We start from the raw sequence: 25,271 nt of genomic DNA on the forward strand, positions 1-25,271 counted from the left end.
GTTGTGGGCGGGTTTTTCCACCGGGCTCGCCGGTCGATACTCGTTGCATCACTTACTCACGCAGGGAGTTTCTCCATGAACGTATTCGTCACCGGCGCTGCTGGTTTTATCGGCGGCTCCATCGCCACCGGTCTGGTCCAGGCCGGCCACACCGTCACCGGTCTGGTGCGCAGCGCCGAACAGGCCAATGAGCTGAAAGCACTGGGCATCACCCCGGTGATCGGCACCCTCGACGACAACGCATTGCTGGCCGAACAGGCCCGCGCCGCCGACGCCGTGATCAACGCCGCCAGCAGCGATCATCGCGGCGCGGTCGAAGCCTTGCTCGATGCCCTGCGCGGCTCGAACAAAGTGTTCCTGCACACCAGCGGTTCGAGCATCGTCGGTGATGCGTCGGGCGGCAAATCCAGCGACGTCATCTACTTCGAAGACAACCTGCCGGAGCCGACCGTCGACAAGGCCGCACGCGTGGCCATCGACAACCTGATCCTCGCCGCAGCGAAGGACGGCGTGAACTCGGCCGTCATCTGCAACACCCTGATCTACGGCCACAGCCTGGGCGTCAATCGCGACAGCGTGCAACTGCCGCGCCTGCTGAAACAGGCGCGCAAAAGCGGCGTGGTGCGCCACGTCGGCACCGGGCAGAACATCTGGTCCAACGTACACATCGAAGACGTGGTGGCGCTGTACCTGCTGGCCCTGACCAAAAACGTTCCGGGCACCTTCTACTTCGTCGAAAGCGGCGAAGCGTCGTTCATCGACATGACCACCGCCATGGCCGAAGCCCTGAACCTCGGCGAGCCACAAGACTGGCCACTGAAAGACGCCGAAGCCGAGTGGGGTTACGAAATGGCCAACTACGGCCTCGGTTCCAACAGCCGCGTACGCGGCAAACATGCCCGCGAACTGCTGGGCTGGGCGCCGAAGCGTACGTCGGTGGTTGAATGGATTCGTAACGAAATGGTGTGAGTTCACGCTGAAAAGGTGACGGCCCCGAGACCGGTGGAAACAAGCTTGATTGTTTCCACCGGTTTTTTTGTGCCCGAAAACCATGAAAATCCCACCCCGCGATTTTCATTATTCGCGACAAGACATATCCAGAAACGACAACCCTTATCCCTCCACGAAAATTACTTTCACCTGGTTTGAAAACTCGATCTCGAAATGATTTATGAGTTTCACAACCCATTCGAACGTGACCCTTTCGAGGAGTACCGCATGACACCGTCCTTCGGCTATTGGCTGCTGGTGTACGCCGCCGTTGCCATCATCGCCCTGATCGTTCTGATCGCCCGTTACCGGCTCAATCCGTTCATTGTCATCACCCTGATTTCCATCGGCCTGGCGCTGGTGGCGGGGATGCCGCCGTCCGGCGTGGTGGGGGCGTATGAGGCCGGGGTGGGCAAGACGCTGGGGCACATTGCGCTGGTGGTGGCGCTGGGGACGATGCTCGGCAAGATGATGGCCGAGTCCGGTGGCGCCGAGCAGATGGCGCGCACGTTGATCGAGCGCTTTGGCGAGAAGAACGCGCACTGGGCGATGGTGTGCATTGCGTTTCTGGTGGGGCTGCCGCTGTTTTTCGAAGTCGGTTTCGTGTTGCTGGTGCCGATTGCCTTTACCGTGGCGCGGCAGGTTGGCGTGTCGATCCTGATGGTCGGTTTGCCGATGGTCGCGGGGCTGTCGGTGGTGCATGCGCTGGTGCCGCCGCATCCGGCGGCGATGCTGGCGGTGCAGGCCTATCAGGCGTCGGTCGGGCAGACCTTGCTGTATGCGATTGCCATCGGTATTCCGACGGCGATCATTGCCGGCCCCCTGTACGCCAAATTCATCGTGCCGCGCATTCAGTTGCCGGCGGATAACCCGCTGGAAAAACAATTCCTCGAACGCGAACCCCGCGACAGCCTGCCGGGTTTCGGCATCACCATGGCGACCATTCTGTTGCCGGTGGTGCTGATGCTGATCGGTGGCTGGGCCAACCTGATTTCCACCCCGGGCAGCGCTTTCAACCAGTTCCTGTTGTTCATCGGCAACTCGGTGATCGCGCTGTTGCTGGCGACGCTGTTGAGTTTCTGGACCCTCGGCATTGCCCAGGGTTTCAACCGGGAATCGATCCTCAAATTCACCAACGAGTGCCTGGCACCGACCGCCAGCATCACCCTGCTGGTGGGCGCCGGCGGCGGTCTGAACCGGATTCTGGTGGACGCCGGCGTCACCGATCAGATCGTCGGCCTCGCTCACGAATTTCACCTGTCGCCGCTGATCATGGGCTGGCTGTTCGCCGCGTTGATGCGCATCGCCACCGGATCGGCGACCGTGGCGATGACCACGGCATCCGGCGTGGTCGCGCCAGTGGCCATCGGTCTGGGTTATCCACACCCGGAATTGCTGGTGCTGGCGACCGGCGCGGGCTCGGTTATCTTTTCCCACGTCAACGACGGCGGCTTCTGGTTGATCAAGGAATACTTCAACATGACCGTGGCCCAGACGTTCAAGACCTGGACGGTACTGGAAACCCTGATCTCGGTTGTCGCTTTCGCCCTGACCGTCGGTCTTTCTTACCTGCTGTAGTCGGAGTTATCCGCCATGGACATCCTCTATCAGATCCGCGCCCGTCAGGATTCCTTCAGCGCTGGTGAAGGACGCATCGCCCGTCTGATGCTCGACGACGTAGGATTTGCCGCCTCCGCCAGCCTCGAAGAGCTGGCGCAGCGGGCCGAAGTCAGCACCGCCACGCTGTCGCGCTTCGCCCGCACCGTCGGTTGTCGCGACCTACGCGACCTGCGTCTGCAACTGGCCCAGGCCAGCGGCGTCGGCAGCCGTTTCCTCGACCCGGCGGGCACGCCCGAGCAGTCGGCGTTTTACGGGCAGATCGTCGGCGATATCGAAACCACCCTGCGCCAGCATCTGGCGGCGTTCGATGAATCGCGCTTCGCCGATGCGGTGAAACTGCTGGGCCAGGCGCGGATGATTCACGCCTTCGGCATCGGCGGTTGCTCGACCCTGTGCAGCGATGAGTTACAAGTGCGGCTGGTGCGCCTCGGCTATCCGATTGCGGTGTGCCACGACGCCGTGATGATGCGTGTCACCGCCGCCAGCCTCAGCGCCGAGCAGGTAGTGATCGTCTGTTCGCTGACCGGCATCACCCCGGAGTTGCTGGAGACCGTGGCGCTGGCGCGCAACTACGGCGCACGGATTCTCGCCATCACCCGCGCCGACTCGCCACTGGCGGAACTGGCCGACATCGTCCTGCCGCTGCAAGGCGCCGAGACCTCGTTCATCTACAAACCGACGGCGGCGCGCTACGGCATGCTGCTCGCCATCGACGTGCTGGCCACTGAGCTTGCGCTGGCCAATCCTGAAGACAATCAAGAACGTCTGCGGCGGATCAAACTCGCCCTCGACGAATACCGTGGCGGCGACGATCACCTGCCGCTGGGAGACTGACATGCTGTACGACACCCTGATTCGCAACGCGCTGGTCATCGACGGCAGCAACAGCCCCGGTTACGCCGCCGACGTGGCGATCCTCGATGGCCGCATCGCGCAGATCGGCGACTTGGGCGATGCCCGCGCCACCGATGAAATCGACGCCGCTGGCCGTGTGCTGGCGCCAGGTTTCATCGACGTGCACACCCACGACGACACCGTGGTGATCCGCCAGCCGCAGATGCTGCCCAAGCTCAGCCAGGGCGTGACCACGGTGATTGTCGGTAACTGCGGGATCAGTGCCGCGCCGGTCAGTTTGCGCGGCGATCCGCCGGATCCGATGAACCTGCTCGGCTCGGCGGCAGCGTTCGTCTATCCACGTTTTAGCGACTACCGCGCAGCGGTGGAAGCGGCCAATCCCACGTTGAACGTGGCGGCGCTGGTCGGGCATACGGCGCTGCGCAGCAATCATCTTGATGATCTCTTTCGCACCGCGACTGACGATGAAATCGCCGCGATGCGCGAGCAGTTGCGTGAAAGTCTGGAGGCGGGCGCCCTCGGCTTATCCACAGGGCTGGCGTATGCGAGCGCGTTCTCGGCATCCACCGATGAAGTCATGCAATTGACCGAAGAATTGAATGCATTTGGCGCGGTGTACACCACCCACCTGCGCAGTGAATTCGAACCGGTGCTGGAAGCAATGGACGAGGCTTTCCGTATCGGACGCCACGCCCAGTCGCCAGTGATCATTTCCCACCTCAAATGCGCCGGCGCCGGTAACTGGGGCCGCAGTCCGCAGTTGCTCGCTTCGCTGGAAGCGGCGGCGAAAACTCACCCGGTCGGCTGCGATTGTTATCCGTATGCAGCGAGTTCTTCGACCCTGGATCTGAAGCAGGTCACCGACGCCCACCGCATCACCATCACCTGGTCGACGCCGCATCCGGAAATGGGCGGTCGCGACCTGATGGACATCGCCGCCGAATGGAACCTGTCGTTGCTCGACGCCGCCAAACGCCTGCAACCGGCGGGCGCGGTGTATTACGGGATGGACGAGAACGACGTGCGCCGGATCCTCGCTCATCCGCTGTCGATGGTCGGCTCCGATGGCCTGCCGGAAGACCCGTTCCCGCATCCACGCCTGTGGGGCGCTTTCCCACGCGTGCTCGGACATTTCAGTCGTGATGTCGGCCTGTTTCCGCTGCACACCGCCGTGCACAAGATGACTGGTCTGTCGGCCGCGCGTTTCGGCTTGAAGGAAAGGGGCGAGATTCGTGAAGGGCACTGGGCGGATCTGGTGTTGTTCGACCCGGCGACCGTGCGTGACGTGGCGGATTTCAACGACCCGCAGCGTGCCGCGCAAGGCATCGACGGGGTGTGGATCAATGGTGTGTTGAGTTATCGCGACGGCCAGGCCAACGGGCAAACAGCAGGGCGGTTCCTGGCGCGCCAGGGCGATCTGCGCGACGGCTTTCGTTGAATTTTGCTGACTGCGTCACGGTGATGGCACATTGCAATTAAAGAAAGCCATCACCAAGCCGAATTGCTGACATCCACCCCGGCTACACTCCGGGGTCAATCAGTCAGGGAGCAACCCATGAGCTTCGGCAAAACCACCCCGATCCTGCGGATTTTCGATGAAGCCAAAGCCGTGGAGTTCTACGTCGACTTCCTCGGCTTCAAGATCGACTGGCAGCATCGTTTCGAACCCGGTTTCCCGTTGTACCTGCAGGTTTCGCGCGGCGAGTGTGTGCTGCATCTGTCCGAACACCACGGCGATGCGACACCGGGTTCGGCCCTGCGGATCGAGACCGATGAGCTGGAGGCGTTTCAGCAGCAGTTGCTGGCCAAGGAATACAAGTTTTCGCATCCACAGATTCAGGCCATGCCGTGGGGCAGCCAGGACATGACCATCGCCGATCCGTTCGGCAATCGCCTGGTGTTCACCAACGCGATCAGCCTCTGAGCCAAAAGCCCCCTCACCCTAACCCTCTCCCAAGGGGAGAGGGGACTGACCGAGGTGTCTATCGTCATGCATCGACCTGAAAGATCGTGGCGATTATGGATTCACAGAAGCGTTTTCAGTTCGGCGTAGATCGTGAGTATTTCGCGGTCGGCTCCCTCTCGATTATGGATTCACAGAAGCTTTTTCAGGTCGGCGTAGATCATGAGCATATTGCGGTCGGCTCCCTCTCCCTCCGGGCGGTCCGACGTTTCGGGAGGGCTGGGGTGAGGGGACTGCTGTGAGCCGTACTCTTACTCGCCACCACCACTAACCCGGTGAGTCTGCCGAAACTCACCGGGCGGCATGCCGCGTCGGCTCTTGAAGGCGCGGTGAAAGGAGCGTGATTCGCTGAAGCCCAGATACTGGGCGATGTCCTGAATCGGCAGGGTGCTGTTGAGCAGGTAATGCTCGGCCAGTTCCTGGCGCAGTTCATCGAGGATCTGCTGATACGACGTGCCGGCCTGATGCAACTGGCGTTGCAGCGTGCGCACGGAGACGGCGAGATGTTCGGCCACCTGTTCCTTGCGCGGCAGGCCTTCCTTGAGCAACTGGCGCAGAATGCCTTTCACCCGCTGTTCCAGCGACGCATCCTCCAGCGTCGCCATCAAACTCTGAGCGTGTTCTTCCAGGGTGCGCAGCAAATGCGCATCGGCCTGGCGCAACGGCAACTGCAAATACGGCAACGGCACGATCAGCGCTGAATACGCCTGATCGAACAGCACCGGGCATTCAAAAAACTGTTCGTACTGCGCGAGCGTCGTGCCCGCCGGGAGTGAGTGTTCCAGCCACACCGCGGCCGGCGACAGTCGGGTATCGGCGATCCAGCGCGCGTATTGCAGCCAGGAGCCGAGTACGTTTTCCACCAGATGCCGGCGAATCCGCGGGCGCTCAAAGCGACAGTTCCAGATCAGGTGTACGTGGCTGTCGTGTACCTCGGCGCGGCTGACGCCCATGTCGCCCACCAGTTTTTCGAACGGCATGATGCGGCTCATGGCGTCGCCCAATGTCGCGCAGTTCATGGTGATGTAGCCGAGCACGCTCCAGGAGTTGGGCAGCACGAAATTCGCGGCGTTGAGGCCGAACAGCGGATCGCCCGAGTGTTCGCAAAAGTAATCGAGCAACCGCTCATGGGTTTCCCCCGGCAAGCGCGGACTGTTGTCGCTCAACTGCTGCGCCTGCAACCCGGCCGCCGCCAACGCAGGCTCGATGGCCAGACCCAGATGTTCGGCATGGCGCAGGTACTTGAGCAGCGGTGGGACGGAGGTGAAGCCGAGCGATTGCATGACCGAATCCTCTTGATCGAGGCCGCCGTGGGCGGATGAGCGCTCTGAAAGGTAATTTGAATCCGCGAATAAAGTAAATGGCTGACGCTTGCGCGACGTTGGGGGTTGAGGTGATCAACCCTTGGAGAATTTGAGCGAGACAAGCCTTAAGTCTCTGTGACAAAGCCCGCTTCCTGCGGGCTTTGTCATTGAACGATCAATAAGAAGCGGCGAGTGCACCGCACTCGCCATCTCCGCATCAATCCGTCGGCACGACCTTGTCCAGCGCACGGTTAACGGCCAGTTCGGCGATCATCACGATTTGGGCGATGCCTTGCAGGGTCTTGCGGTGGCTGCCCTCGACCATTGCCACATGATTGTTGAGCATGACGGTGGCGGAGCCGAGGGATTCGCTGGCGTCCACCAACAGAGATTCGGTGTCGGCTTCGGGGTGAGCCTGGTAGAGGGTGTTGGGTTTGTAGGGCGCGGCCATGATGTGGGCGCTGAGTGGGCCCAGGTGATAATCGAGGGCGCGTTCGGCGGCTTCGTTGAAGCGTTTCGAGCCGGGACATTCGTAGGGGGATGCCGGATCCGGGAGGGTTGTGGGTTCGGTGAGTGGTGGGTTTGGCGTTACCTTGAACATGGGTGACTAACCTCTGGTTAGGCCGCACCTTTTCGCCGCTAAGCGAAAGGGTGGCAGCTGTGCGCAAGTTAGCGGACCGGTAAGTCACCCAAAACCCGGCGCACCCGAAGGTGCCATGCGCACAGCCACCATCAAGTGCAGGCTGGCGCCTGACTGGATTCGACATGTGCAACCGTAGGGGACATTCCGAACCGCTAAGTTCGATCACTGGAAATCAGTGACGCAATCAAATTACGCAGCCAGCCCAAGGCGCACAAGCCGGCGGATTCTGGCGTAGCCGTAGGCAACGGCGCAAGGTTTTGTGGGCTTCGGGACGTATCACGGCGTGTCCTTAAACACCTCTGATCAAGCGTGTGTAATTGCATTTCAGAACGCGTCATCCACTTCCTGAAGTTGGCAATTTCCGGGCAAAAAAGAAGGGCAGCTTTTCAGCTGCCCTTCTTTGTACATCGGCTTTCGTGTGCAGTGCTTACACGCGGAAATGGCTCACCATCTGCTGCAACTGCCCACCCAACCGCGCCAGTTCAACGCTGGACTTGGCGGTCTCATCACTCGCCGCTGCGGTCTGTTCCGACACGTCGCGGACGTTGATGATGCTGCGGCTGATTTCTTCGGCCACGGCGCTCTGCTGTTCGGCGGCTGCGGCGATCTGCTGGTTCATCGACTGGATGTTCGACACCGTGCGGGTGATGTTTTCCAGGGAGTCGCCGGCCTTGCGGGTCAGGGCGACGCTGCTGTCGGTCAGGGCGCGGCTGTTGTTCATCACGGCGGCCACTTGCTGCGTGCCGTTCTGCAGACCGGCCACCAGGCCTTCGATTTCCTCGGTGGACTTTTGCGTACGCTGGGCCAGGCCACGGACTTCGTCGGCGACCACGGCAAACCCGCGACCGGCCTCACCGGCACGAGCCGCTTCGATGGCAGCGTTGAGGGCCAGCAGGTTGGTCTGTTCGGCCACGGCCTTGATCACGTCCATGACGCTGCCGATCTTGTCGCTTTCCTGTTGCAGCACGCTCATGGCTTCGGTGGAACGCACCACTTCGCTGGCCAGACGTTCGATCTGGGCGATGGCTTCGTTCACCACTTTGTCGCCTTCGCGGGCTTCGCCGTCAGCGGCGGCTGCGGCTTGCGAGGCTTCTTCGGCGTTGCGCGCGACTTCCTGCACGGTGGCAGTCATTTCGTGCATCGCGGTGGCGACCTGATCGGTCTCGACCTTCTGGCTGTTCACGCCGGCGCTGGTCTGTTCGGTGACGGCCGACAGTTCTTCGGCGGCGCTGGCGATCTGGGTGACGCCGTCGCGGATGCCGCTGATAAGGTCGCGCAGGGTCACGCCCATGCGCGCGATGCCTTGTTGCAGCACGCCGAGTTCGTCGCGGCGGGTGACGATCACGTTGTGGCTCAGGTCGCCGCTGGCGATGCGGTCGACCACGGCCATGGTTTCCTGCAGCGGACGGGTGATCTGACGGGTGATGATGAAGGCAGCGATGATGCCGACCAGCAACGCCAGCAGGGTGCTGATCAGTTGCAGGGTGCGGGCCTGGGCGCTTTCGGCGTCACGGCGATCGAGCTGGATCTGATACAGCTGCTCGCTCAGGCTCACGATGGTCGTGCCCTGATCGGTCATTTCCTTGCGCGCCTGCACCGCATCGGTGTTGGCGTTCTTGAAGGCCTGCAAGGCGCTGCGGTAGCTGGTCAGTGCGGTTTCCAGCTGACGCAGGGCGTCCTGTTGGGTGCTGGCGAAATGCGTGTTCAGTGGCTTGAGGCTGGCGATGGCCACGTCCAGTTGGCCGACGGCTTTCTGCTCGGTTTCGGCGTTGGCGGTGGCGGTGTAACCGCGCACTTCGTAGCGCGCCAGGATGAACGCTTCCTTGGCGGCGGTGACGGCCTGGAACTGCTCGAAACGCTCATCGCTCAGCGGCATTTGCTGGACGCGGTTGCTCAGCGCTTCGATAAGGCCGTAAGCCGTCGCGGCACTGGTGGCCATCGAGTCGCGCGCCGTGTTGCCGGTGCGGTAGGCGTTACGCATCTTGTTGAGCGAAGTCTGGTACTCGGCGATGGTCGCCGCCTGCTCCTTGAGCAGCTTGACGTTTTCCGGACTCTTGAAGCTGCTGATCAGTTTCTGCTGTTGTGCGGCGAACCCGTCGAGGGTGGTCTGCACGTTCTGCGCGGCGGTTTCGTCGCCGTTGGTCAGCATGTATTGCAGGCGCACCACGCGCAGTTTGGTCAGGCCAGCGTTGAGCTGGGTGATGTCGCTCATCCAGTTGCTGCGGTCAATCAGGCCGCCCAGACTGGTCCAGCCGGTGAGCGCCAGGATGCAGGTCAGGGCCAGGACGAGGCCGAATCCGAGCCCCAGTTTCAGGTTCACGCTGATGTTGCCGAACCAGCTATTCATCAAAAATCCTCCAGAAAAACGTTGTGCGTCTTGATCGTCGGTCAGGCTGGAAGATTGTTGTTTTTTTGCGCCAGCAAGGGTGTAAGCAGGACTGTATCGGCCGCAAATCCGAGAGCTGAAAGGTTTTTGTCCTACGGAATTTGTAACAGGCACTCACAAGACTTTTTTCACATGGGTTTCACTGCCTGCCCACGCCGTGCTCTCTAACCTCGCCGCATCGAATGACACGTGATGGCGGCTTTTTGTGGAATTGCGACTGAGTCTGTTCGGCGTCAAGCGCTCGATTGATCTGAGCGGTCTGACCCGTTTTCGAAACACCTGGGTGATATTGGCGGCCTCGGTGCTGGTCATTCCGCTGACCCTCTGGCTGCTCGCCCCGGCGGCGGTGCCGGACCTTGCCCACGGCAACATGGCCGGGGCGCAGGAGCTGAAGGACGGTTGGAACAAGGGTGAAATCATCGTGCTGGTGCGCCACGTCGAGCGCTGCGACCACTCGAAAGCCCCGTGCCTGAGCGGCCACGATGGCATCACCGATCGCTCGCGCAGTGTCGCGGTGAGCGTCGGCGCGCAGTTCGAGCAGTTGGGCCTGGACAAGGCCGACGTCTACAACAGCCCGATGATGCGCACGGTGCAGACCGCCGGCTACATGTTCAACAAGGCGGCGACCGGCGAAGACTGGCTGATCAGTTGCAAGGGCCGGATGTTGCAGGACGCGCTCGCGCACAAAGTCCCGGGACGCAACCTGATTCTGGTGACCCACAGCGAATGCATGGCGCAGCTGGAAAAAGACCTCAAGGTGCCGGCCTCGACTCTCGGGTACGGCGCATCGCTGTTTGTTTCCGCCGCCAGCCCGGCGGCCCCACAGATGCTCGGCTTCATTGAAGCCTCCGACTGGCGCACGGTGACCACCCGATGAAATCCCGCTTTTATGCTTACAACTTCGGCATCCCGCTGCTCTGCGCAGCTGTGGTTTTTCTGATGTTCGACATGACCAACATCGACATCGCTTTCAGCAATTTGCTGTTCGATCCACTGACCCACACCTTTCCGCTCGACAAGATTCACTTCTTTGAAAAACTGACCCACAAGTGGGCGCGGATCATTCCGAACTGGACGGCGGAAATCGCCTTGATCGGCGCGATATTGTCGTTTGTCTGGCCGCTGGTGAAACCGCAAAAGCATCCGCAACTGGGCGGTTTTCTCGAACGCTGCAAAGTCACCCCGGTGCTGCGCTTTGCCGCCGAGCACCGTAGGGATTTTCTGTTTGTGGTGGTGGCTTTCGCGGTCTGCACCGGGGTGATCCATTTCCTCAAGGCACACACCAGCGTCTACTGCCCGATCGAGACCACGCTGTACGGCGGAAAGATGCCGCACATCGAGTGGTACAACAATTTCCAGCTGTTCCACGAAGCGGGTGAAGGGCGTTGCTGGCCGGGCGGTCATGCTTCCGGTGGCTTCACCATGCTGGCGCTGTATTTCGTGGCGCGTCGTTATCAATGGCGTTTCTCCAGCGCGTTGTTGTGGGGCTCGCTGCTGCTCGGTTTTGTCTACGGCACTACGCGAGTCCTACAGGGCTGGCATTACATGTCCCACACGTTCTGGGCCGGTATCTTCGTGTGGCTGGCGTGTTTGCTGACGGCGCTGGCGTTCTACGGGCGGGCTCGTCTGGAATTGCCGGTGTTGAGCAAGCGTGAGCGACGGGTGTTCGCTGCGCAGCCTGAGGTTTCTCTCTGAGGCCTCGCCGCTGAAATGGGAAACCCGCCATCACCGGCGGGTTTTTCGTTTGTGCTGTCGTGGCATCAATAGCCGACGAAGTAATACGCCTGGCGCCCGACCATCATGGTCTTGTGGACTTTCAGCGGTGCGGCGGGTTCGCTGTCTCCCGACATCACGGCGATGTGCGAGGGCGATGCGCTGAGGAAGTCCTTCAATTGCGCATCGGTGTCCAGGCCCTTGAGGATGCTCCGGGTATAAAACACGCTGGCGCCGCCGACCCGCTCGTTGGCTTGAAACAGTGCGACATGATTGCCGCTCTCTTGCAGCGACTGGATGTGTTCGGTCAGCGGCAGGAACGACAGGTGTTTATCGGCGTTCGGCAGTGCCCATTGCGCGGCGCCCAGGTAGCTGGCTATGACCACCGCCAATATGCCAACCGCCACTGTCTGACGATGACGGGCGATTCGTCCGACAAAACCATTCTTGTGATCCTTCAATCTGTCGAACAGTACGCCCGCATATTCCGCCGCGATCACTGCCGCTGCGGGTGTCATCGACATCAGGTACACCGTACGTTTGCTCGAGGCCAGGGTCAGCAGGATGAACTGCGCGATGATCCACAGGCTGAAAAATAGCAGGTAACGGTTGGCCTTCAGCTCCTTGCGAAAATGCCACAACCCCAGATACACCAGAATGTTCCAGGGCAGAAATGCCTGCGGCAACTTGGCGAGGTAGTAGTAGAACGGCTCGTAGTGCCCGGCTTCGACGAACGATCCGCTGAAACGTCCTACGCTGTTGGTCAGCAACACTTCGCTGACCGCCTGGACGCCGCCGCGCTGATACAGCACGGCGAGCCAGATCATCAGCGGGATTAGGCCGACAAGGGTCAGCAAACCCGGACGCAGCCAGTCCGTCAGCTTGAAGCGCTTGTCCATCAGGTTGTCGGCCAGCAGAAAAGCGAAAATCACCACGCCCGGCATCGCCAGCCCGAGCACGCCCTTGCTCAACGTGGCAATCGCAATCCCGACTACAAACAGCAACGAGTTGCCTGAGGTCGATGCCCGCTGCGCTTGAAAAAACGCCAGCAACACCATGGTCACGCCGAGAGCAAGCAGAGCATCCTCGCCGACCCCGCGCACGTTGCTCCAGTAACTGGCCATGGTCGCCAGCAGAACCCCCGCCGTCCAGGCGATGGCCTTCGGGCGTTCGAAGCGGCGCAACATGGCGTACAGCAGCATCACGCTGAGCAACCCGGCCACCGCCGACGCCAGTCGCACCGCCCAGGGCGAGACACCGAAAACCCGCAGGGCGCCGGCGTCCAGCCACAGGCTCAGGGGCGGTTTTTCCAGAAAGGGCTCGCCGAACAGACGCGGTGTCACCCAGTCGTTGTCCAGGTGCATCTCCATCGCAATGCCCGCGACCCGAGCCTCGGTGGAGCCTTGCAGTTGATGGTTGCCAAGGGCGAAAAAGAACAGCAGGGCGGCAAGCAGAAGCAGGGAAGAGGCGGCACGCGACATGGTTCAGGCAACCGGAAGTGAGCGGAAACCCGAGCTTACGCGGCCATTCCTTAATAATTTGTGAACGTCACGACAGCGGTCGCGACCAGCGTTGCTCCGACGTTTCGAAACGCGGATTGACCCGCGCCGTCAGCACATGATCCTGCCAGCGCCCGGCAATGTTCAGGTACGCCTTGGCATAGCCTTCACGCTCGAACCCGAGGCGCTCCAGCAACCGGGCGCTGCGCTCATTGCCGGGAATGTAGTTGGCCATGATCCGGTGCAGGTTCTGGGTCTCGAACATATAGGCGATGGCCGCCTCCAGCGCTTCCTGCATCAAACCCTTACCCTGATGCGCCTCGTCGATGTGATAACCCAGATAGCACGCCTGAAACGCACCGCGAATGATCCCGCTGAAATTGCAGGCGCCGATCATCTGCTCACCATCCGGGGTCAGCAACGCCATATGCACCGCGAGCCCGGCTTCGAAGGCGCTGGCTTGTATCTCCAGGCGTCGGCGGATCTGTTCAGTAGAAAAGTAATCGGTGATACGAATCGGCGACCATGGAGCGAGGTGGCGTTGATTGCGCTGGTAGAACGCGCTTTCCAGCGGCGCTTGATCCGGGTCGAGTACCGCGAGCGTCAGGCGTTGACAGGGTAGGGTCAGCAGCGGCATCGGGTGCTCCGGAAGCAGGGGATGATTGACAGAATTGTCCGGACGGATGGAAAACACAACTGGATCGCCGAACGCAGAGCACTATAAATTTCCCTGATTCACTTCACATCCGGTTATGAGATTCGTCGTTCAAGGAGGACATGATGGAATGGGCATTCAAGACGGGGGAGCACTCGCTGCGACTGATACCCGCGGATCCGGCGTTTTACTCGTTGTTTCAGCAGGCGCTGAACGCCAGCTACCTCGATCATTCGGAATTTCTGCCCTGGCCGCGTGAGTACACCAACGCGGAGCAGGCGCTCGAGTTTCTGCTGAAGGCCCAAAAAGAGTTCAACAGTGAAACCGGCGAGCGACGATGGCTGATCGTGACCGAGGACGGGCAAGCGCTGATCGGTTGCATCGGACTCAAGCCCCGCTCGCGCAACCGCTACGTCGTGGGTTATTGGGCCAACACCGAGCAATCGGGCAAGGGCTACATGCGCGCCGCCCTCACACATCTGCTCAACAACCTTCCTGAGTTCACCTTTTACCTGACCGCTTCCTCAGCCAATGCGAGAAGCCGGCGTCTGGCCGAGGCTGTCGGGTTCGTGTTGGTCAGGATCCACCCCGGGGCCCGGCAATCGGAACGGCACGGCGAGCAAGACACCTGCGTCTATCGCCTGCCAGGCAAACCGCAGGCAAAAAAAAGCCCGCAGGAGCGCGGGCGAACCGTAGTTTCTTGAATGAGCGAGGCCAATGTACACGGCCATCACCGCCGCTGGGGTGAAGAAAAGTTCATGTCGATGAACGACTTGCGTCATCGACGAGCGGTCGTTTTTCAGTGCACGACAGGCGCCGTCGTACGGGGCACCAGATTCACCGGATCCAGGTTCTCCACGGCGCGATTGACCAGCATTTCAGTCATGATCGACAACTGCCGGATCGCCAGCAACCGGCTGCGCTGAGAGCCCGTGAAATCATCGGCGATGTTGGCCGTCACCATGTTCAGCGCCGCAAGGGTTTCGCAGGCATGGGTCAGCAGAGTGGCCGTGTCCACGTCGGTGCGCACGGAGAAAATCTCGTTGAAAGGCAGGGTGCGACGCGGCTTTCTCACGTATTCCTGAGGCTGGGCAAGCACAGCCGGTTCTTTCGATTCGGTTTCGTGAGGCGGTGTTTGATCAGGCAGGCTTCGGGTGTCTTTTTTCATGACGAGGCTCCATGGTTTCAGGCTCCCGGCGAATTCCTTTGGTAAACCATCTGCCGGGTTGCAGCGGAGCGCGAAGACTAGCGTTTGGAAGCATCTTGAACCAGTTCATGAAAGTCGACGCGGGTTGCGGGAAATTTCCTAGGACGCCTGCAGACAGGAGCGAAGTTCACTCGACGTCAGCGTGTGCTTGAAGTGATGTTCCCACAACCGCACACCCAGCCCGCCCGAGCGATCCAGCGACGAACCCACCGTCAGATCCGTGAGCAACGTCGGCTGCAAACCGGCATCGAACAACGCAACCCCGGCAGCCAGGCAGCAGGTTTCGGTTTGCAAGCCGCAAACCAGCACGCGATCCAGATTCAGGCTTTTCAGGTAGTCGAGGGTGTCCGGGGAGGGTGCGTTGCCGTACTTGATGAAGATGCGGTCTGCGGCGATCAGGCTGTCGTAATCCGCTGGCGGGTGCCAGCCGAGCTGACGCTGGAAGGGGGTGCGGATTTCATCATGGCGCTCGACCGTGGCGACGCTTGGCAGTTTGCCGATCAGTGATTGAATGCTGTCGATCAGCCATTGGGGCGGGGAGAAGCAGGGTTGGACGTCGATGATCAGCAGTGCCTAGCGCATGAGGTCTCCCGGGATGAATCTCCAGATGCGACAAGGCCCGCACTGGGCGGGCCTTGTCGTTGAGAGTTGGTGGGCCGGGGTAATCTGAATTGGGTTATTAGGTATTTGATTTAATTAATTAACGTTAGTTTGTAAATTTCTTTGGAATACCAATTGGAATGCCGCGAGAGGTTGGATCGAGCAATATGCTTCGTACCCGTATCTTGCAGAGGGTGCTCAAAAGGATCATCTGTTTACTCGAAACCGGGCAAGCTGAGCATGCCACCCTTAGTGCGCTTACCAAAGCCGGTGGGCATCAGGATTTTGTGCTTTTTCATCTCTGCGAGTATCGCCAACCATTCGGTTTTGCCAAAGCGCAGTTTCGTGTCGTTCCAGCTATGCATGACTTCGTTCACGATGTCTTTATCGGTAACCGGTCGGCCCTCTAGGATGAAGTCGTTCCAGGCGGCATAGAGCGTCACAGTCATTTCGCAACGGTCCGTATCCCAGTCCCGCATTAGCTCAATGACCTGCTCAATCGTGATGCGCTCAGCGGCCGACCAGGCGCTGCTATACGCCTGCCGATGCTGCCCTGCTTGCGAAAGCGGGCGGTAAGCATGGCCAACAGTCTCGCGCTCGATGCGTTCGTACCACTGATTGTTTTGCAGCTCTCCTTCAACCTTATTCATCAACTGGCGATCGTGGGGGCCGGCGGCGTCGCGCAGGTAATCACCTTGGATGGCTGCGATTCTGGCCACGTGCTCGGCTAGGTAAATCACTTTCTGCAGCTTGCGTTGGCCGAAGGTACGTTGACTATGCAGTCGATGAGTAATTTCTGCTGCGAGTAAGGTACGGGCTACTTGACGGTCTGTGGGAATGGTAGCCCGTTGGCCGTCTTCGGAAAGGGCTCGTTCGACTAGGGTGCAGGCCAACTGTTCGTTCAACTGGCGAGCCTGGGTTAGGCGGGTTTTGAGTTGATTGCAGAGTGCCATGAGCTGATCAACTTTGGCGACGATGCGGTGTTGTTCTGCAAGCGGTGGCAGCATGACGAGAAAGTTGCGTAACGGTCGCAACGGGATTGTAGGTTGTGCTGTGCCGGTCGTGCTTTGAGTTGCTTGCTCGTATACCCACGGGGAGGACAGTAAATAACAGGCAAATGCAGAGTTAAGCAGTTCGCTACCTTTGAGGATCGCAATATGGCGTTGTACGCAAAAATCCCGTGGGCTATCAACTGCTATGGGCCGGCCATACGTCGCCCCGACAACTGTATAAAGGATGTCGCCTATTTCTGGGCGACGGTAAAGCGCGATTTGATTGAAGTAATCCTGTGGTACGAAACGGCAATTTGAGAAATCAAGATGTCCTTTGGTCACGTTTCCGATAGTTAGAAATGCAATTCCGTCAGTGGATTTCGGTGGTGATTGATGGTCGCCATCTGTAATTACCCTGAACATAGAGCAGAGGCGTGTCCATGCCCATCCTGCGGGTAGAGAGACTCTCTGATCGTACTCGGATATTGGCTCTGGCTTCGTCACAGCAATCTTGTGTACAGCTGCGTAATCACTTCGATCTTTAGCCAAATGCGCCAGTAGCTCGTCGGCCGGTTCATCACTAGAGACTTGCGGCACCAGTTTGCCCATCACGGCTAGTTGCAACAGCGTTTGTTTGAGAGCGTCGATGCTGGGTTCGGTGGTGAACAGGGTGTGGAAGTGTTCGGCCAGGCGTTGCCAGTTGGTGGCGAAGTCGGTAGCGTCGCTGGCTTGGGTCAGGCTGTCGAGCAGCGCTTTTACCAGTTGGGCGTGGGCGCTTCCGGCGTCGGCCTGCTGGGTATCCAGCCGGTCGCACAGGGCCATCAGCTCATCGACTTTGGCAACGATGCGGTGTTGTTCGGCGAGAGGGGGCAGTGGAAACGGATTTGCCTCAACAAAGTCTTTGGGCAATCGTTTCTGACCTGCTGTCCCTGTCATCTTGGTTTCGCCAACAAGCAAGAACTGTGGCGATTTCAGATAGGCCAGTACGTACCTAGGATCAAGGGTTCCGTTAGCAGGGCGAACAATATGCAACTCAGTCGTGCCCGCGCCCAAGCCATTCATTAGGTTGGAAAAGACGCATGCTTTGCTGTTTTCAAAGCATGGTGTGATCTTCGCCACACCAATATCGCCTTCGGCAAAATGCGTGAAACCTTGTTTCACCTCACCCCAGAGGCGAGGTTCTTGCCCATGCTGATCATCGAAGCGTGTGCCAATAAAAGTCATAGGCACAAACGAGACTTCAAGTGAGTCTGCTGCAGCATTACGAGGGTTAACAAATGCTACTTGCGCTAATGAACTCCACTTCCAACCTGCTGGCAATTCAAACGTTTCTGCTTCCTCGCCAACCTCTGCCAGCGGCTTCTGCTTCTTGATCTTGCCCTCAGCTACCAACCGCGCCTTTTCCTCAGCAATGCGCTTGAGCAACTCACTGGCCGGCTCATCACTAGGATCTTGCGGCACCAACTTGCCACGCACCGCCAGTTCCAGAATTAGCTCGCGCAACTTTTTGATGCCATTGGGTGCACCGGCCAGCAGCGGCAGGTTGTCGATGAGCAGCGCGGTCATATCTGGCGCTCCAGGGCTTCGGCCAACACCGCCTTAAGCTGATCGCGTAGGTCGCTGATTTCGCCTTGTAGCTTGGCGTAATCACGCAACAACTCCTCCGGGTCGTGGCTGATTTGTTCGCCGATATGCGGGTTCTTGCAGTCCAGGTTCCAGTTGCGGGCTTGCAGCTCTTCGACGCTGACCTGCCAGGCGAATTCGTTCTCCACGCGAGCGGCAAAGCCATTGGCCTCGCTGCCCCACCAGGCTTCTTCCACGGCGAATTCTTCGATACGCATGGGGCGAGTCTTGGAGTAGTTCTTCACGCCGGCCGGGTAGTGGTGTTCGTAAAACCACACCTGTTTGGTTGGCGTGCCCTTAGTGAAGAACAACAGGTTGGTCTTAATGCCGGTGTAGGGGCTGAACACGCCGTTGGGCAGGCGAACGATGGTGTGCAGGTTGCACTCGGTCAGCAGCTTTTCCTTGATGCGGCTTTTGATGCCTTCGCCGAACAGAAAGCCATCGGGCAGCACCACGGCGGCGCGGCCTCCGTCTTTAAGCAGTTGCATGATCAGCACCAGAAACAGGTCGGCGGTTTCGCGGGTGCGGAAGGCGGCTGGGAAGTTGGTTTCGATGCCGTCTTCTTCCATGCCGCCGAACGGCGGGTTGGCGACGATGCAGTGCACGCGCTCACTCGGGCCCCAGCTGATCAGCGGTTTGCTTAGGGTGTTGTCGTGGCGGATCTGGCTGGGCACCTCGATGCCGTGCAGGATCATGTTGGTGGTAGCCAGCAGGTGCGGCAGCGGCTTTTTCTCCACGCCGAAGATGCTGGCCTGCAGGATGCGTTCGTCCTCGGCGGTATTTACATAGCGGCTGCGCTTGTGCTCGATGGCGCAGGTGAGAAAACCACCGGTGCCGCAGGCCGGGTCCATAACTTTTTCGTCCAACTTCGGATCGACCATCCGCACCATAAACTCGGTGACCGGACGGGGTGTGTAGAACTCACCAGCGTTACCTGCGTTCTGTAGATCACGCAGTAGTTGCTCGTAGAGGTTACCGAACTCGTGACGTTCCTGGGCCTTGTTGAAGTCCACGCCTTCCTGAATCTTGTTGATCACCTGGCGCAGCAACTGCCCGGACTTCATGTAGTTGTAGGCGTCTTCAAACACGCTGCGCACCACGAAGGCTGAGGGCGTGTTGCTGTACTCGTGCAGGTTCTGCAACTGAGGAAAAAGGTTATTGTCGATAAAGTCCTTCAGCGCATCGCCGGTCATGCCTTCCGGGTCGGCGGCCCAGGTACGCCAGCGGCAGCTGTCGGGAATGGGCGAACGGTAGTTGTCGTCCATCAGTTCCCATTCCAGCTCGCGGTCATCGAAGATCTTCAGGAACAGCAGCCAGACCAACTGGCCAATGCGCTGGGCGTCGCCGTCTACGCCGACGTCTTTGCGCATGATGTCTTGAATCGACTTGATGGTGGAGCTAATGGACATGGTGTTCTCTCAACGCGTACCGCAAGGGGGGCGAAATTCTACCGGATAGTGGGAGTGAGTGCTTTGGCATGTCGTCGGTGTCTAGCCTTTAGCTTGCGTAAAGCTCGTCTTCCAGTTCGTGGATTGCCTTGCTGTAACCAGCTTTACCGCCAAATGCCTTGACCAATTCGATGGGCACACCAATCTGGCTAAACGGTTCAAGCTGCAGGATTTTGATGTCCTCAATATGCTCGATACCGGTATCAGCGTATTTATCCAGCAACGCCTCCAACACTTGGCGGGCCGCTCCGGAATACTTGGCAAAGTAGTTACGTTTTTTCACCTGCTCGGCTCGCTCACGCCGTGATAGGGCGGGCTGATCGAAGGCGACGTGGCAGATCAGGTCGAACGGATCGAGCGGCTTGCCCTGTTTCTTTTCCACTTCTTCGGCCAAGGCTTCCCACATCACACCCTGGATGGCCATCTCCTCGATGATGGCCTTTTTCTGCTCGGCATCACTCCAACGCCTCAGGAAGTCATCCAGCGAAGCAAACTGTTTTTGCACGCAGGCGCGGGTGTAATCGTGCAGCGACTCGGTAATCAATCGACCATCCGGACCGTAGTACTGCACGCGCTCGGCGACGACGTAAATCGGGACGCTATCGATGAGGTACTTGATGCGTTTTTTGCCCTCATCTTCGCCGGTAAAATCCAGGTCATTGCCCTCGTTATCGTTTCCTGCGCTGATGCCATCGTCGTCGGCAAGTGGGTCATCCGGCGGTACAGGTGAGTCGTCGATATCTGGGGCGTAAATCACCACCGGGTCGCCGTCGAAGGCAGGATCGGCAAACAGCTCGGTAGCCTTTTTGAAGTCCATGATGGTGAACCAGTACTTGCCGTAATCCTCGTTGATACGAGTACCGCGACCGATGATTTGCTTGAATTCGGTCATCGATTTGATGTGCTGGTCGAGCACTATCAGCTTGCAGGTCTGAGCATCGACGCCGGTGGTCATCAGCTTGCTGGTGGTGGCAATCACCGGGTAACGCTCTTCGGGGTTGATGAAGTTATCCAGCTCGGCCTTGCCTTCCTGGTCATCGCCGGTGATGCGCATGACGTACTTGCGATTCTCAGCCACTCGCTCGGGGTTGAGATTGACGAGGGCTTGGCGCATACGCTCGGCGTGGTTGATGTCGTCGCAGAAGACGATGGTTTTCTGAAATGGATCGGTGGCCGTTAGCAGTTCGGTGACCTTCTTCGCCACCAGTTGGGTGCGCGCTTCGATAACCAGCGTACGGTCCATGTCCTTTAGGTTGTAGATGCGGTCTTCGATCAGTTCGCCGTTCTTATCGAGCATGCCTTTGTGTGGCCGCCAGCCTTGCAGGTCTTTGTCGAAATCAATGCGAACCACTTTGTAGGGGGCGAGAAAGCCGTCTTCGATGCCTTGCTTCAGGGTGTAGCTGTAGATCGGCTCACCGAAGTAAGTGATGCTTGATACCTCTTTGGTTTCCTTCGGTGTGGCAGTGAGGCCGACATGGGTGGCACCGGAGAAGTAGTCGAGGATTTCACGCCAGGCGGAGTCCTCTGAGGCGCTGCCACGGTGGCATTCGTCGATCACGATCAGGTCGAAGAAGTCGCGGGAGAACTGCTTGTAGATGTTCATCTCTTCATCAGTGCCGGTGACAGCCTGATAGAGCGACAGGTAGATCTCGTAGGAGGTATCAATCTGGCGTTTGGCGATTTTGGTCATCGCCTGGCCGAAGGGCTTAAAGTCGTTGTTTTTGGTCTGGTCGACCAGGATGTTGCGGTCGGCCAGAAACAGGATGCGTTTCTTCTGTTTCGATTTCCACAGTCGCCAGATGATTTGGAAAGCTGTGTAGGTCTTACCGGTGCCCGTAGCCATCACCAGCAAGATACGGTCTTGGCCGCGCGCCACAGCCTCGACTGTGCGGTTGATTGCATTCATCTGGTAATAGCGAGGCATGCGCCCGGAGCCGTCGTCGTAGTAGGGGGCTTCGATCTTGCGCTGGGCGGTATTATCCAGACCCTTCCACTGGCAGTAGCGGTGCCAGAGTTCGGCAGGGCTGGGGAATTGATCAAGGGTGAGTTCGCTTTCTATCTGGCTGCCTGTGCCACTGCGGTCGTGAAACAGGAAGCCGTCGCCATTGCTGGAGAACACGAACGGTACGTCTAGCGCCTCTGCATAGGCGAGCGCTTGCTGCATGCCGGAGCCAACGGAGTGTTTGTTGTCCTTAGCCTCGATCACAGCGATAGGCAAGTTGGCCTGGTGATAGAGGATGAAGTCTGCACGGCGTGCTTCGCCACGGCTGTGAAGTTTGCCCCGGACGATAATGCGGCCCTTGGTAAAGCTGACTTCCTCGCGCACCTGCTTGTGCATGTCCCATCCAGCTTGCTGAATGGCGGGGGCGATGTATTTGCTGCAGATGTCGCGCTCGGAAAGTGATTTCTTGTCCATGGCTGGCTATGTCCCTATGGCTTGCCGTGGACTTTACCAGATCGGGCTGGAGGCATGCTGCCAGTATTGGCACGCTGGGCTGACACGCAGCGTAGTACGCCCGGAAAGAGGACGCTTCTAATCCCTAGTTGCGTCGGTTTGCTCTATCCGCCTAATTGCCACGCACAGAAACGGTGCCTTTCAGGTATATACCTGAGTAAAGCAAACGTCAGAGTACAGGCTTGCGCCTGATTCGCATGGCGGAGTACGTTCACTTATAAAGACTTCGGTACAGGCATGTCCCCGTGTTTTTAATCAATAGCGGAGTGGGCGTAGGCGTTTGAGCCGCCAAAACACAGTCCGGCTTGGGAAGCACTGCGATGTCCTTGCTTACAACAGGCGCCGCCACTTTCACCTTGGAGTCAGACAACGTAATGCATAGATGCGCGTAGCTACCTATCTTCTTCAGTTCGACATTTCTGTGTCGGCCAGGGCAGATCAACAATATGTCCCCAAAGCGAAACTGACGGAACGCCCTCACACTGTACAAACCATTGGGCCCTCCGTAGGCCTCCAGCTGCCAGAGATTTTTATTAAAAACCTCCTTTGGGTAATCCTTTTCGTCCAGGACATAATTCAGCTCGGTATTGTCCCTGATCTTGATCAGATTGCCTGCGGAATAGACCCACAAATCCAAGATTGCAGGAAGTAAAACGGCATTGGCAAAAGTGCATACCAGCATGGCAAGAGCGGCTCGACCGGTACGCTGCAGCACGTTGCCTTCCGATAAATAGAAAGACATAACAGGCGCTAGGTAAAGACACATGATCAACAAGCAGACGCCGATAGCCCCAAGTGCTTCCCAGCCGTTCTCTCCGCCGCGCCAAGCCATAATACCTAGTTGAGCCGGAAACACTCCGCTCATTGAAGTAAAAGCGAGCAATAGACCTAGCCATCCAAGCCGAACGGCGCGATAGCCTTTTCTACGCCAAGGTTTACGAGGCCCGGGCGAGAGCTCCAGTACTTTTTCCTTGAGCGATGATTCGCTGCAGAGGACATGCCACGCTGCCCAAGCAGCAGCAAATGCGACAAGTACGAAAAAGTAGCCAGGAGCAACGGCTATACCAAAGGTTGAACCCAGTAAATTAAGCGAGAGTAGTCCGTATCCTCCGCCGACAATAAGGCTGAATCGAAAGGCGAGCGTTTTTTCTAACTCCCTTCCGGGCGAACATTGTGTAATACACATCATGAAGGCTAACGACGGCACTGATACGATAACCAGAAGTGAAGCTAGAACGAGTGAAGTAAAAAACAGCCAAGCTACGAGGTTCGATGGGTTTCCCAAAGAGCTCAGAATCAATTCTGGGTGATGGATAAGCCACAAATATTTGGTTAGAAGTGAAGTTGAAATTAATGTCGCTGCCAAGGGAAGCCACCATTTGATGTCGGCAAGCAGTCCAGACAGCGCTTGCCGGTAGCTGGTAGGTCTCGATATCTCCGTTGGCGTTTCGGGTAGTGTGTTTTGCGCGGTGGTCTGCTGTTCCACTTCACCGGTCATTAGAGAGTATTCCTTCCTTGGGGATCAAATGCCATTTGGTCGTTCTGGCTTTGCGAGGTGCGCAATTCTAATAGAACGAGACCCCTTTTCAAAACTCGCCACCAATCGCCGGTTATGCCAGATAGCCGTACCTGTCACGCCTAGATTTAACGCCATCTCAACGGAGCTGCGGCTGAAACACGCCGTAAGCGTCCGGACATCCGGTCTTACGAAGCTAAGCCGGTTGCCAACGATGCGGCAAAACTCTCCGAGTTCACTCGCCCGCTGCCTCGGCAGGCGAGTGGGGAGGTCCTTTTTCATTTGGCCTCGGGTGTCTTTTTTCATGACAAGGCTCCATGATTTCAGGCTCCCGGCGAATTCCTTTGGTAAACCATCTGCCGGGTTGCAGCGGAGCGCGAAGACTAGCGTTTGGAAGCATCTTGAACCAGCTCATGAAAGTCGACGCGTGCTGCGGGAAATTTCCTAGGACGCCTGCAGACAGGAGCGAAGTTCACCCGACGTGAGCGTGTGCTTGAAGTGATGTTCCCACAACCGCACCCCCAGCCCGCCCGAACGATCCAACGAAGAACCCACCGTCAGATCCGTGAGCAGCGTCGGCTGCAAACCGGCATCGAACAGCGCAAACCCGGCAGCGAGGCAGCAGGTTTCGGTTTGCAGGCCGCAGACCACCACGCGATCCAGATTCAGGCTTTTCAGGTATTCGATTGTGTCCGGGGAGGGCGCGTAGCCGTATTTGATGAAGATGCGGTCTGCGGCGATCAGGCTGTCATCGTCCGCCGCCGGGTGCCAGCCGAGCTGACGCTGGAATGGTGTGCGGGTTTCATCATGGCGTTCGACTGTTGCGATGCTGGGCAGTTTGCCGATCAGTGATTGAATGCCGTCGATCAGCCATTGCGGCGGGGAGAAGCTGGGTTGGACGTCGATGATCAGCAGTGCTTGGCGCATGAGGTCTCCGGGGATGAATCTCCAGATGCAACAAGGCCCGCACTGGGCGGGCCTTGTCGTTGAGAGTTGGTGGAGCCGGGGGGATTTGAACCCCCGTCCGCCAGTACTCCGCTGTCGGTACTACATGCGTAGCCGTGTCTATTAAGTTAACCCTCAGCGACCCGACGGGCAGGGTGCTTTGGGCGAGTTGTGTAAGTTTTAGCCGCTTCGTCCACAACGTACTGCACGGCGATTCTGTTCTATATGACAATCATTTTGGGTTTACAGACATCCCCTGATGATTGCTGGACCCGAAGGTACCAGGAGTGCATGTCAGCTGCAATTAAGCAGCGAGAGCAGCACCGTATTGGTCGTCATTGGCAACTATAAGAAGTTGCAACAGTGGATTTACGACTTCTGTTACCAAGTCGGCATGCACCTAGAGTTTCGCAACCGGCGTCGAATCCTAAACGGCCCCGAGCCTGGTGCTCTGTGGATCTTGTGAGCAACAAGCCTGCGCAGTGTACGCCAAACGGCTCACAAGGCCAACCCGAAGGTTGACCTGAGCTTCGATCAGTTGTTGGTTCCGCTGGTTTTACGGATTTCCAGAATGGTTTGCTGGGTTTCAGCCACGCATTCGTCGATCTTGCCCTGGGACTTGAGTGCCTGGGCCTTTTGCACGCTGGCCTCTACCCGTTGATTCAGGTCGGGTGAGGCCATTGCCTGCGCCTTGGCGTTGTTGATGGTTTGCAGATTGGCATCGCACAAATCGGCGGGCTTGTCGGCGGCGAACGAAGCAGACGCCATCATCGAGGCAGTAACGAACAGACCTAACAGTACAGAACGTTTCATATGAATCTCCTTGAACTGAGGTATCCAGACTTCGCTGGCCGTCA

General features: G+C 58.6%; 21 protein-coding genes, 1 other RNA gene and 1 pseudogene. 8 read left to right on the forward strand and 15 right to left on the reverse strand.

Features of this window, described 5'->3' with window-relative positions; genetic code table 11:
• Positions 1-75: 75 nt before the first annotated feature.
• The 5 genes from CAF74_RS15080 to CAF74_RS15100 all read left to right on the forward strand — a co-directional run bounded on the left by CAF74_RS15080 (position 76) and on the right by CAF74_RS15100 (position 5,389).
• Positions 76-969, forward strand: a complete 894-nt coding sequence (locus CAF74_RS15080; protein WP_085746853.1) for an NAD-dependent epimerase/dehydratase family protein — start codon at positions 76-78, stop codon at positions 967-969.
• A 249-nt stretch (positions 970-1,218) separates the two neighbouring features.
• The gene (locus tag CAF74_RS15085; protein ID WP_085747041.1) at positions 1,219-2,568 is read left to right on the forward strand and encodes a GntP family permease; all 1,350 of its coding nucleotides are present in this window, start codon (positions 1,219-1,221) and stop codon (positions 2,566-2,568) included.
• Positions 2,569-2,583: 15 nt separating this feature from the next.
• Positions 2,584-3,444: a MurR/RpiR family transcriptional regulator gene (locus tag CAF74_RS15090; protein WP_007953817.1), complete on the forward strand. Its 861-nt coding sequence runs from the start codon at positions 2,584-2,586 to the stop codon at positions 3,442-3,444.
• Position 3,445: 1 nt separating this feature from the next.
• On the forward strand, positions 3,446-4,903 hold the full coding sequence (locus CAF74_RS15095) for a D-aminoacylase (RefSeq protein ID WP_085746854.1): 1,458 nt from the start codon (positions 3,446-3,448) through the stop codon (positions 4,901-4,903).
• Positions 4,904-5,020: 117 nt separating this feature from the next.
• Positions 5,021-5,389, forward strand: a complete 369-nt coding sequence (locus CAF74_RS15100; RefSeq protein ID WP_011332360.1) for a glyoxalase superfamily protein — start codon at positions 5,021-5,023, stop codon at positions 5,387-5,389.
• A 290-nt stretch (positions 5,390-5,679) separates the two neighbouring features.
• On the opposite strand, the gene CAF74_RS15110 is transcribed toward CAF74_RS15100, so the two are convergent.
• The 4 genes and pseudogenes from CAF74_RS15110 to CAF74_RS29675 all read right to left on the reverse strand — a co-directional run.
• Complete coding sequence (locus CAF74_RS15110) at positions 5,680-6,711, reverse strand: AraC family transcriptional regulator (protein ID WP_085746856.1); 1,032 nt, start codon at positions 6,709-6,711, stop codon at positions 5,680-5,682.
• Positions 6,712-6,949: 238 nt separating this feature from the next.
• On the reverse strand, positions 6,950-7,333 hold the full coding sequence (locus CAF74_RS15115; RefSeq protein ID WP_085746857.1) for a DUF6124 family protein: 384 nt from the start codon (positions 7,331-7,333) through the stop codon (positions 6,950-6,952).
• Between the two features lie 469 nt (positions 7,334-7,802).
• Positions 7,803-8,666, reverse strand: coding sequence for a methyl-accepting chemotaxis protein (locus CAF74_RS29670; RefSeq protein WP_371857340.1), 864 nt, complete (start codon positions 8,664-8,666; stop codon positions 7,803-7,805).
• Positions 8,667-8,708: 42 nt separating this feature from the next.
• Positions 8,709-9,722, reverse strand: a pseudogene (locus tag CAF74_RS29675) (methyl-accepting chemotaxis protein); the annotation flags it as partial.
• Positions 9,723-9,966: 244 nt separating this feature from the next.
• Between CAF74_RS29675 and CAF74_RS15125 the strand changes: the two are divergent.
• Together CAF74_RS15125 and CAF74_RS15130 are read left to right on the forward strand one after the other, a co-directional pair.
• Positions 9,967-10,638: a histidine phosphatase family protein gene (locus tag CAF74_RS15125; protein WP_085746859.1), complete on the forward strand. Its 672-nt coding sequence runs from the start codon at positions 9,967-9,969 to the stop codon at positions 10,636-10,638.
• Positions 10,635-11,456 carry a phosphatase PAP2 family protein gene (locus CAF74_RS15130; protein ID WP_085746860.1) on the forward strand — a complete coding sequence of 274 codons (822 nt, stop codon included), beginning with the start codon at positions 10,635-10,637 and terminating at the stop codon, positions 11,454-11,456. The genes CAF74_RS15125 and CAF74_RS15130 overlap by 4 nt, the downstream gene beginning before the upstream one ends.
• A 65-nt stretch (positions 11,457-11,521) precedes the next feature.
• Here CAF74_RS15130 and CAF74_RS15135 read toward each other — a convergent pair whose 3' ends face one another.
• A complete protein-coding gene (locus CAF74_RS15135) occupies positions 11,522-12,955 on the reverse strand; it encodes a glycosyltransferase family 39 protein (protein ID WP_085746861.1) in 1,434 nt (477 codons plus the stop codon).
• 67 nt (positions 12,956-13,022) lie between these two features.
• Complete coding sequence (rimJ, locus tag CAF74_RS15140; RefSeq protein ID WP_085746862.1) at positions 13,023-13,610, reverse strand: ribosomal protein S5-alanine N-acetyltransferase; 588 nt, start codon at positions 13,608-13,610, stop codon at positions 13,023-13,025.
• Positions 13,611-13,753: 143 nt separating this feature from the next.
• Between rimJ and CAF74_RS15145 the strand changes: the two genes are divergently transcribed.
• Positions 13,754-14,332: a GNAT family N-acetyltransferase gene (locus CAF74_RS15145; RefSeq protein WP_085746863.1), complete on the forward strand. Its 579-nt coding sequence runs from the start codon at positions 13,754-13,756 to the stop codon at positions 14,330-14,332.
• Between the two features lie 95 nt (positions 14,333-14,427).
• Here CAF74_RS15145 and CAF74_RS15150 read toward each other — a convergent pair whose 3' ends face one another.
• The 9 genes from CAF74_RS15150 to CAF74_RS15190 form a co-directional block, all read right to left on the reverse strand.
• Positions 14,428-14,796 carry a DUF6124 family protein gene (locus CAF74_RS15150; RefSeq protein ID WP_085746864.1) on the reverse strand — a complete coding sequence of 123 codons (369 nt, stop codon included), beginning with the start codon at positions 14,794-14,796 and terminating at the stop codon, positions 14,428-14,430.
• Positions 14,797-14,934: 138 nt separating this feature from the next.
• On the reverse strand, positions 14,935-15,405 hold the full coding sequence (locus CAF74_RS15155) for a cysteine hydrolase family protein (RefSeq protein WP_236191682.1): 471 nt from the start codon (positions 15,403-15,405) through the stop codon (positions 14,935-14,937).
• A 245-nt stretch (positions 15,406-15,650) separates the two neighbouring features.
• Entirely contained in the window at positions 15,651-17,993 is a 2,343-nt protein-coding gene (locus CAF74_RS15160) for a restriction endonuclease subunit S (RefSeq protein ID WP_085746865.1), read from the reverse strand.
• Positions 17,990-19,459: a class I SAM-dependent DNA methyltransferase gene (locus CAF74_RS15165; RefSeq protein ID WP_085746866.1), complete on the reverse strand. Its 1,470-nt coding sequence runs from the start codon at positions 19,457-19,459 to the stop codon at positions 17,990-17,992. The genes CAF74_RS15160 and CAF74_RS15165 overlap by 4 nt, the downstream gene beginning before the upstream one ends.
• Positions 19,460-19,547: 88 nt before the next feature.
• Positions 19,548-21,914 (reverse strand): EcoAI/FtnUII family type I restriction enzme subunit R, encoded by a 2,367-nt coding sequence (hsdR, locus tag CAF74_RS15170; RefSeq protein ID WP_085746867.1) that lies wholly within the window; start codon positions 21,912-21,914, stop codon positions 19,548-19,550.
• A gap of 250 nt (positions 21,915-22,164) precedes the next feature.
• Entirely contained in the window at positions 22,165-23,451 is a 1,287-nt protein-coding gene (locus CAF74_RS29010; protein ID WP_139832907.1) for a hypothetical protein, read from the reverse strand.
• Positions 23,452-23,913: 462 nt separating this feature from the next.
• A complete protein-coding gene (locus CAF74_RS15180) occupies positions 23,914-24,396 on the reverse strand; it encodes an isochorismatase family protein (RefSeq protein ID WP_085746869.1) in 483 nt (160 codons plus the stop codon).
• A gap of 67 nt (positions 24,397-24,463) precedes the next feature.
• Positions 24,464-24,853, reverse strand: a transfer-messenger RNA (tmRNA) gene (gene ssrA, locus CAF74_RS15185).
• A 95-nt stretch (positions 24,854-24,948) separates the two neighbouring features.
• Positions 24,949-25,227, reverse strand: a complete 279-nt coding sequence (locus CAF74_RS15190; RefSeq protein ID WP_085746870.1) for a hypothetical protein — start codon at positions 25,225-25,227, stop codon at positions 24,949-24,951.
• Between the last annotated feature and the right edge of the window lie 44 nt (positions 25,228-25,271).

Origin of the sequence: Pseudomonas sp. R45(2017), assembly GCF_002112305.1 — a bacterium.
In the GTDB taxonomy this organism is placed as follows: Bacteria; Pseudomonadota; Gammaproteobacteria; order Pseudomonadales; family Pseudomonadaceae; genus Aquipseudomonas; species Aquipseudomonas paraglycinae.

Excerpts from the sequence above, each read along its gene's own strand:
- CAF74_RS15080 (WP_085746853.1), top strand. The coding sequence starts at position 76 with ATGAACGTATTCGTCACCGGCGCTGCTGGTTTTATCGGCGGCTCCATC.
- CAF74_RS15085 (WP_085747041.1), top strand. The coding sequence starts at position 1,219 with ATGACACCGTCCTTCGGCTATTGGCTGCTGGTGTACGCCGCCGTTGCC.
- CAF74_RS15090 (WP_007953817.1), top strand. The coding sequence starts at position 2,584 with ATGGACATCCTCTATCAGATCCGCGCCCGTCAGGATTCCTTCAGCGCT.
- CAF74_RS15095 (WP_085746854.1), top strand. The coding sequence starts at position 3,446 with ATGCTGTACGACACCCTGATTCGCAACGCGCTGGTCATCGACGGCAGC.
- CAF74_RS15100 (WP_011332360.1), top strand. The coding sequence starts at position 5,021 with ATGAGCTTCGGCAAAACCACCCCGATCCTGCGGATTTTCGATGAAGCC.
- CAF74_RS15110 (WP_085746856.1), bottom strand. The coding sequence starts at position 6,711 with ATGCAATCGCTCGGCTTCACCTCCGTCCCACCGCTGCTCAAGTACCTG.
- CAF74_RS15115 (WP_085746857.1), bottom strand. The coding sequence starts at position 7,333 with ATGTTCAAGGTAACGCCAAACCCACCACTCACCGAACCCACAACCCTC.
- CAF74_RS29670 (WP_371857340.1), bottom strand. The coding sequence starts at position 8,666 with ATGGGCGTGACCCTGCGCGACCTTATCAGCGGCATCCGCGACGGCGTC.
- CAF74_RS15130 (WP_085746860.1), top strand. The coding sequence starts at position 10,635 with ATGAAATCCCGCTTTTATGCTTACAACTTCGGCATCCCGCTGCTCTGC.
- CAF74_RS15135 (WP_085746861.1), bottom strand. The coding sequence starts at position 12,955 with ATGTCGCGTGCCGCCTCTTCCCTGCTTCTGCTTGCCGCCCTGCTGTTC.
- rimJ (WP_085746862.1), bottom strand. The coding sequence starts at position 13,610 with ATGCCGCTGCTGACCCTACCCTGTCAACGCCTGACGCTCGCGGTACTC.
- CAF74_RS15145 (WP_085746863.1), top strand. The coding sequence starts at position 13,754 with ATGGAATGGGCATTCAAGACGGGGGAGCACTCGCTGCGACTGATACCC.
- CAF74_RS15150 (WP_085746864.1), bottom strand. The coding sequence starts at position 14,796 with ATGAAAAAAGACACCCGAAGCCTGCCTGATCAAACACCGCCTCACGAA.
- CAF74_RS15160 (WP_085746865.1), bottom strand. The coding sequence starts at position 17,993 with ATGACCGCGCTGCTCATCGACAACCTGCCGCTGCTGGCCGGTGCACCC.
- CAF74_RS15165 (WP_085746866.1), bottom strand. The coding sequence starts at position 19,459 with ATGTCCATTAGCTCCACCATCAAGTCGATTCAAGACATCATGCGCAAA.
- hsdR (WP_085746867.1), bottom strand. The coding sequence starts at position 21,914 with ATGGACAAGAAATCACTTTCCGAGCGCGACATCTGCAGCAAATACATC.
- CAF74_RS29010 (WP_139832907.1), bottom strand. The coding sequence starts at position 23,451 with ATGACCGGTGAAGTGGAACAGCAGACCACCGCGCAAAACACACTACCC.
- CAF74_RS15180 (WP_085746869.1), bottom strand. The coding sequence starts at position 24,396 with ATGCGCCAAGCACTGCTGATCATCGACGTCCAACCCAGCTTCTCCCCG.
- CAF74_RS15190 (WP_085746870.1), bottom strand. The coding sequence starts at position 25,227 with ATGAAACGTTCTGTACTGTTAGGTCTGTTCGTTACTGCCTCGATGATG.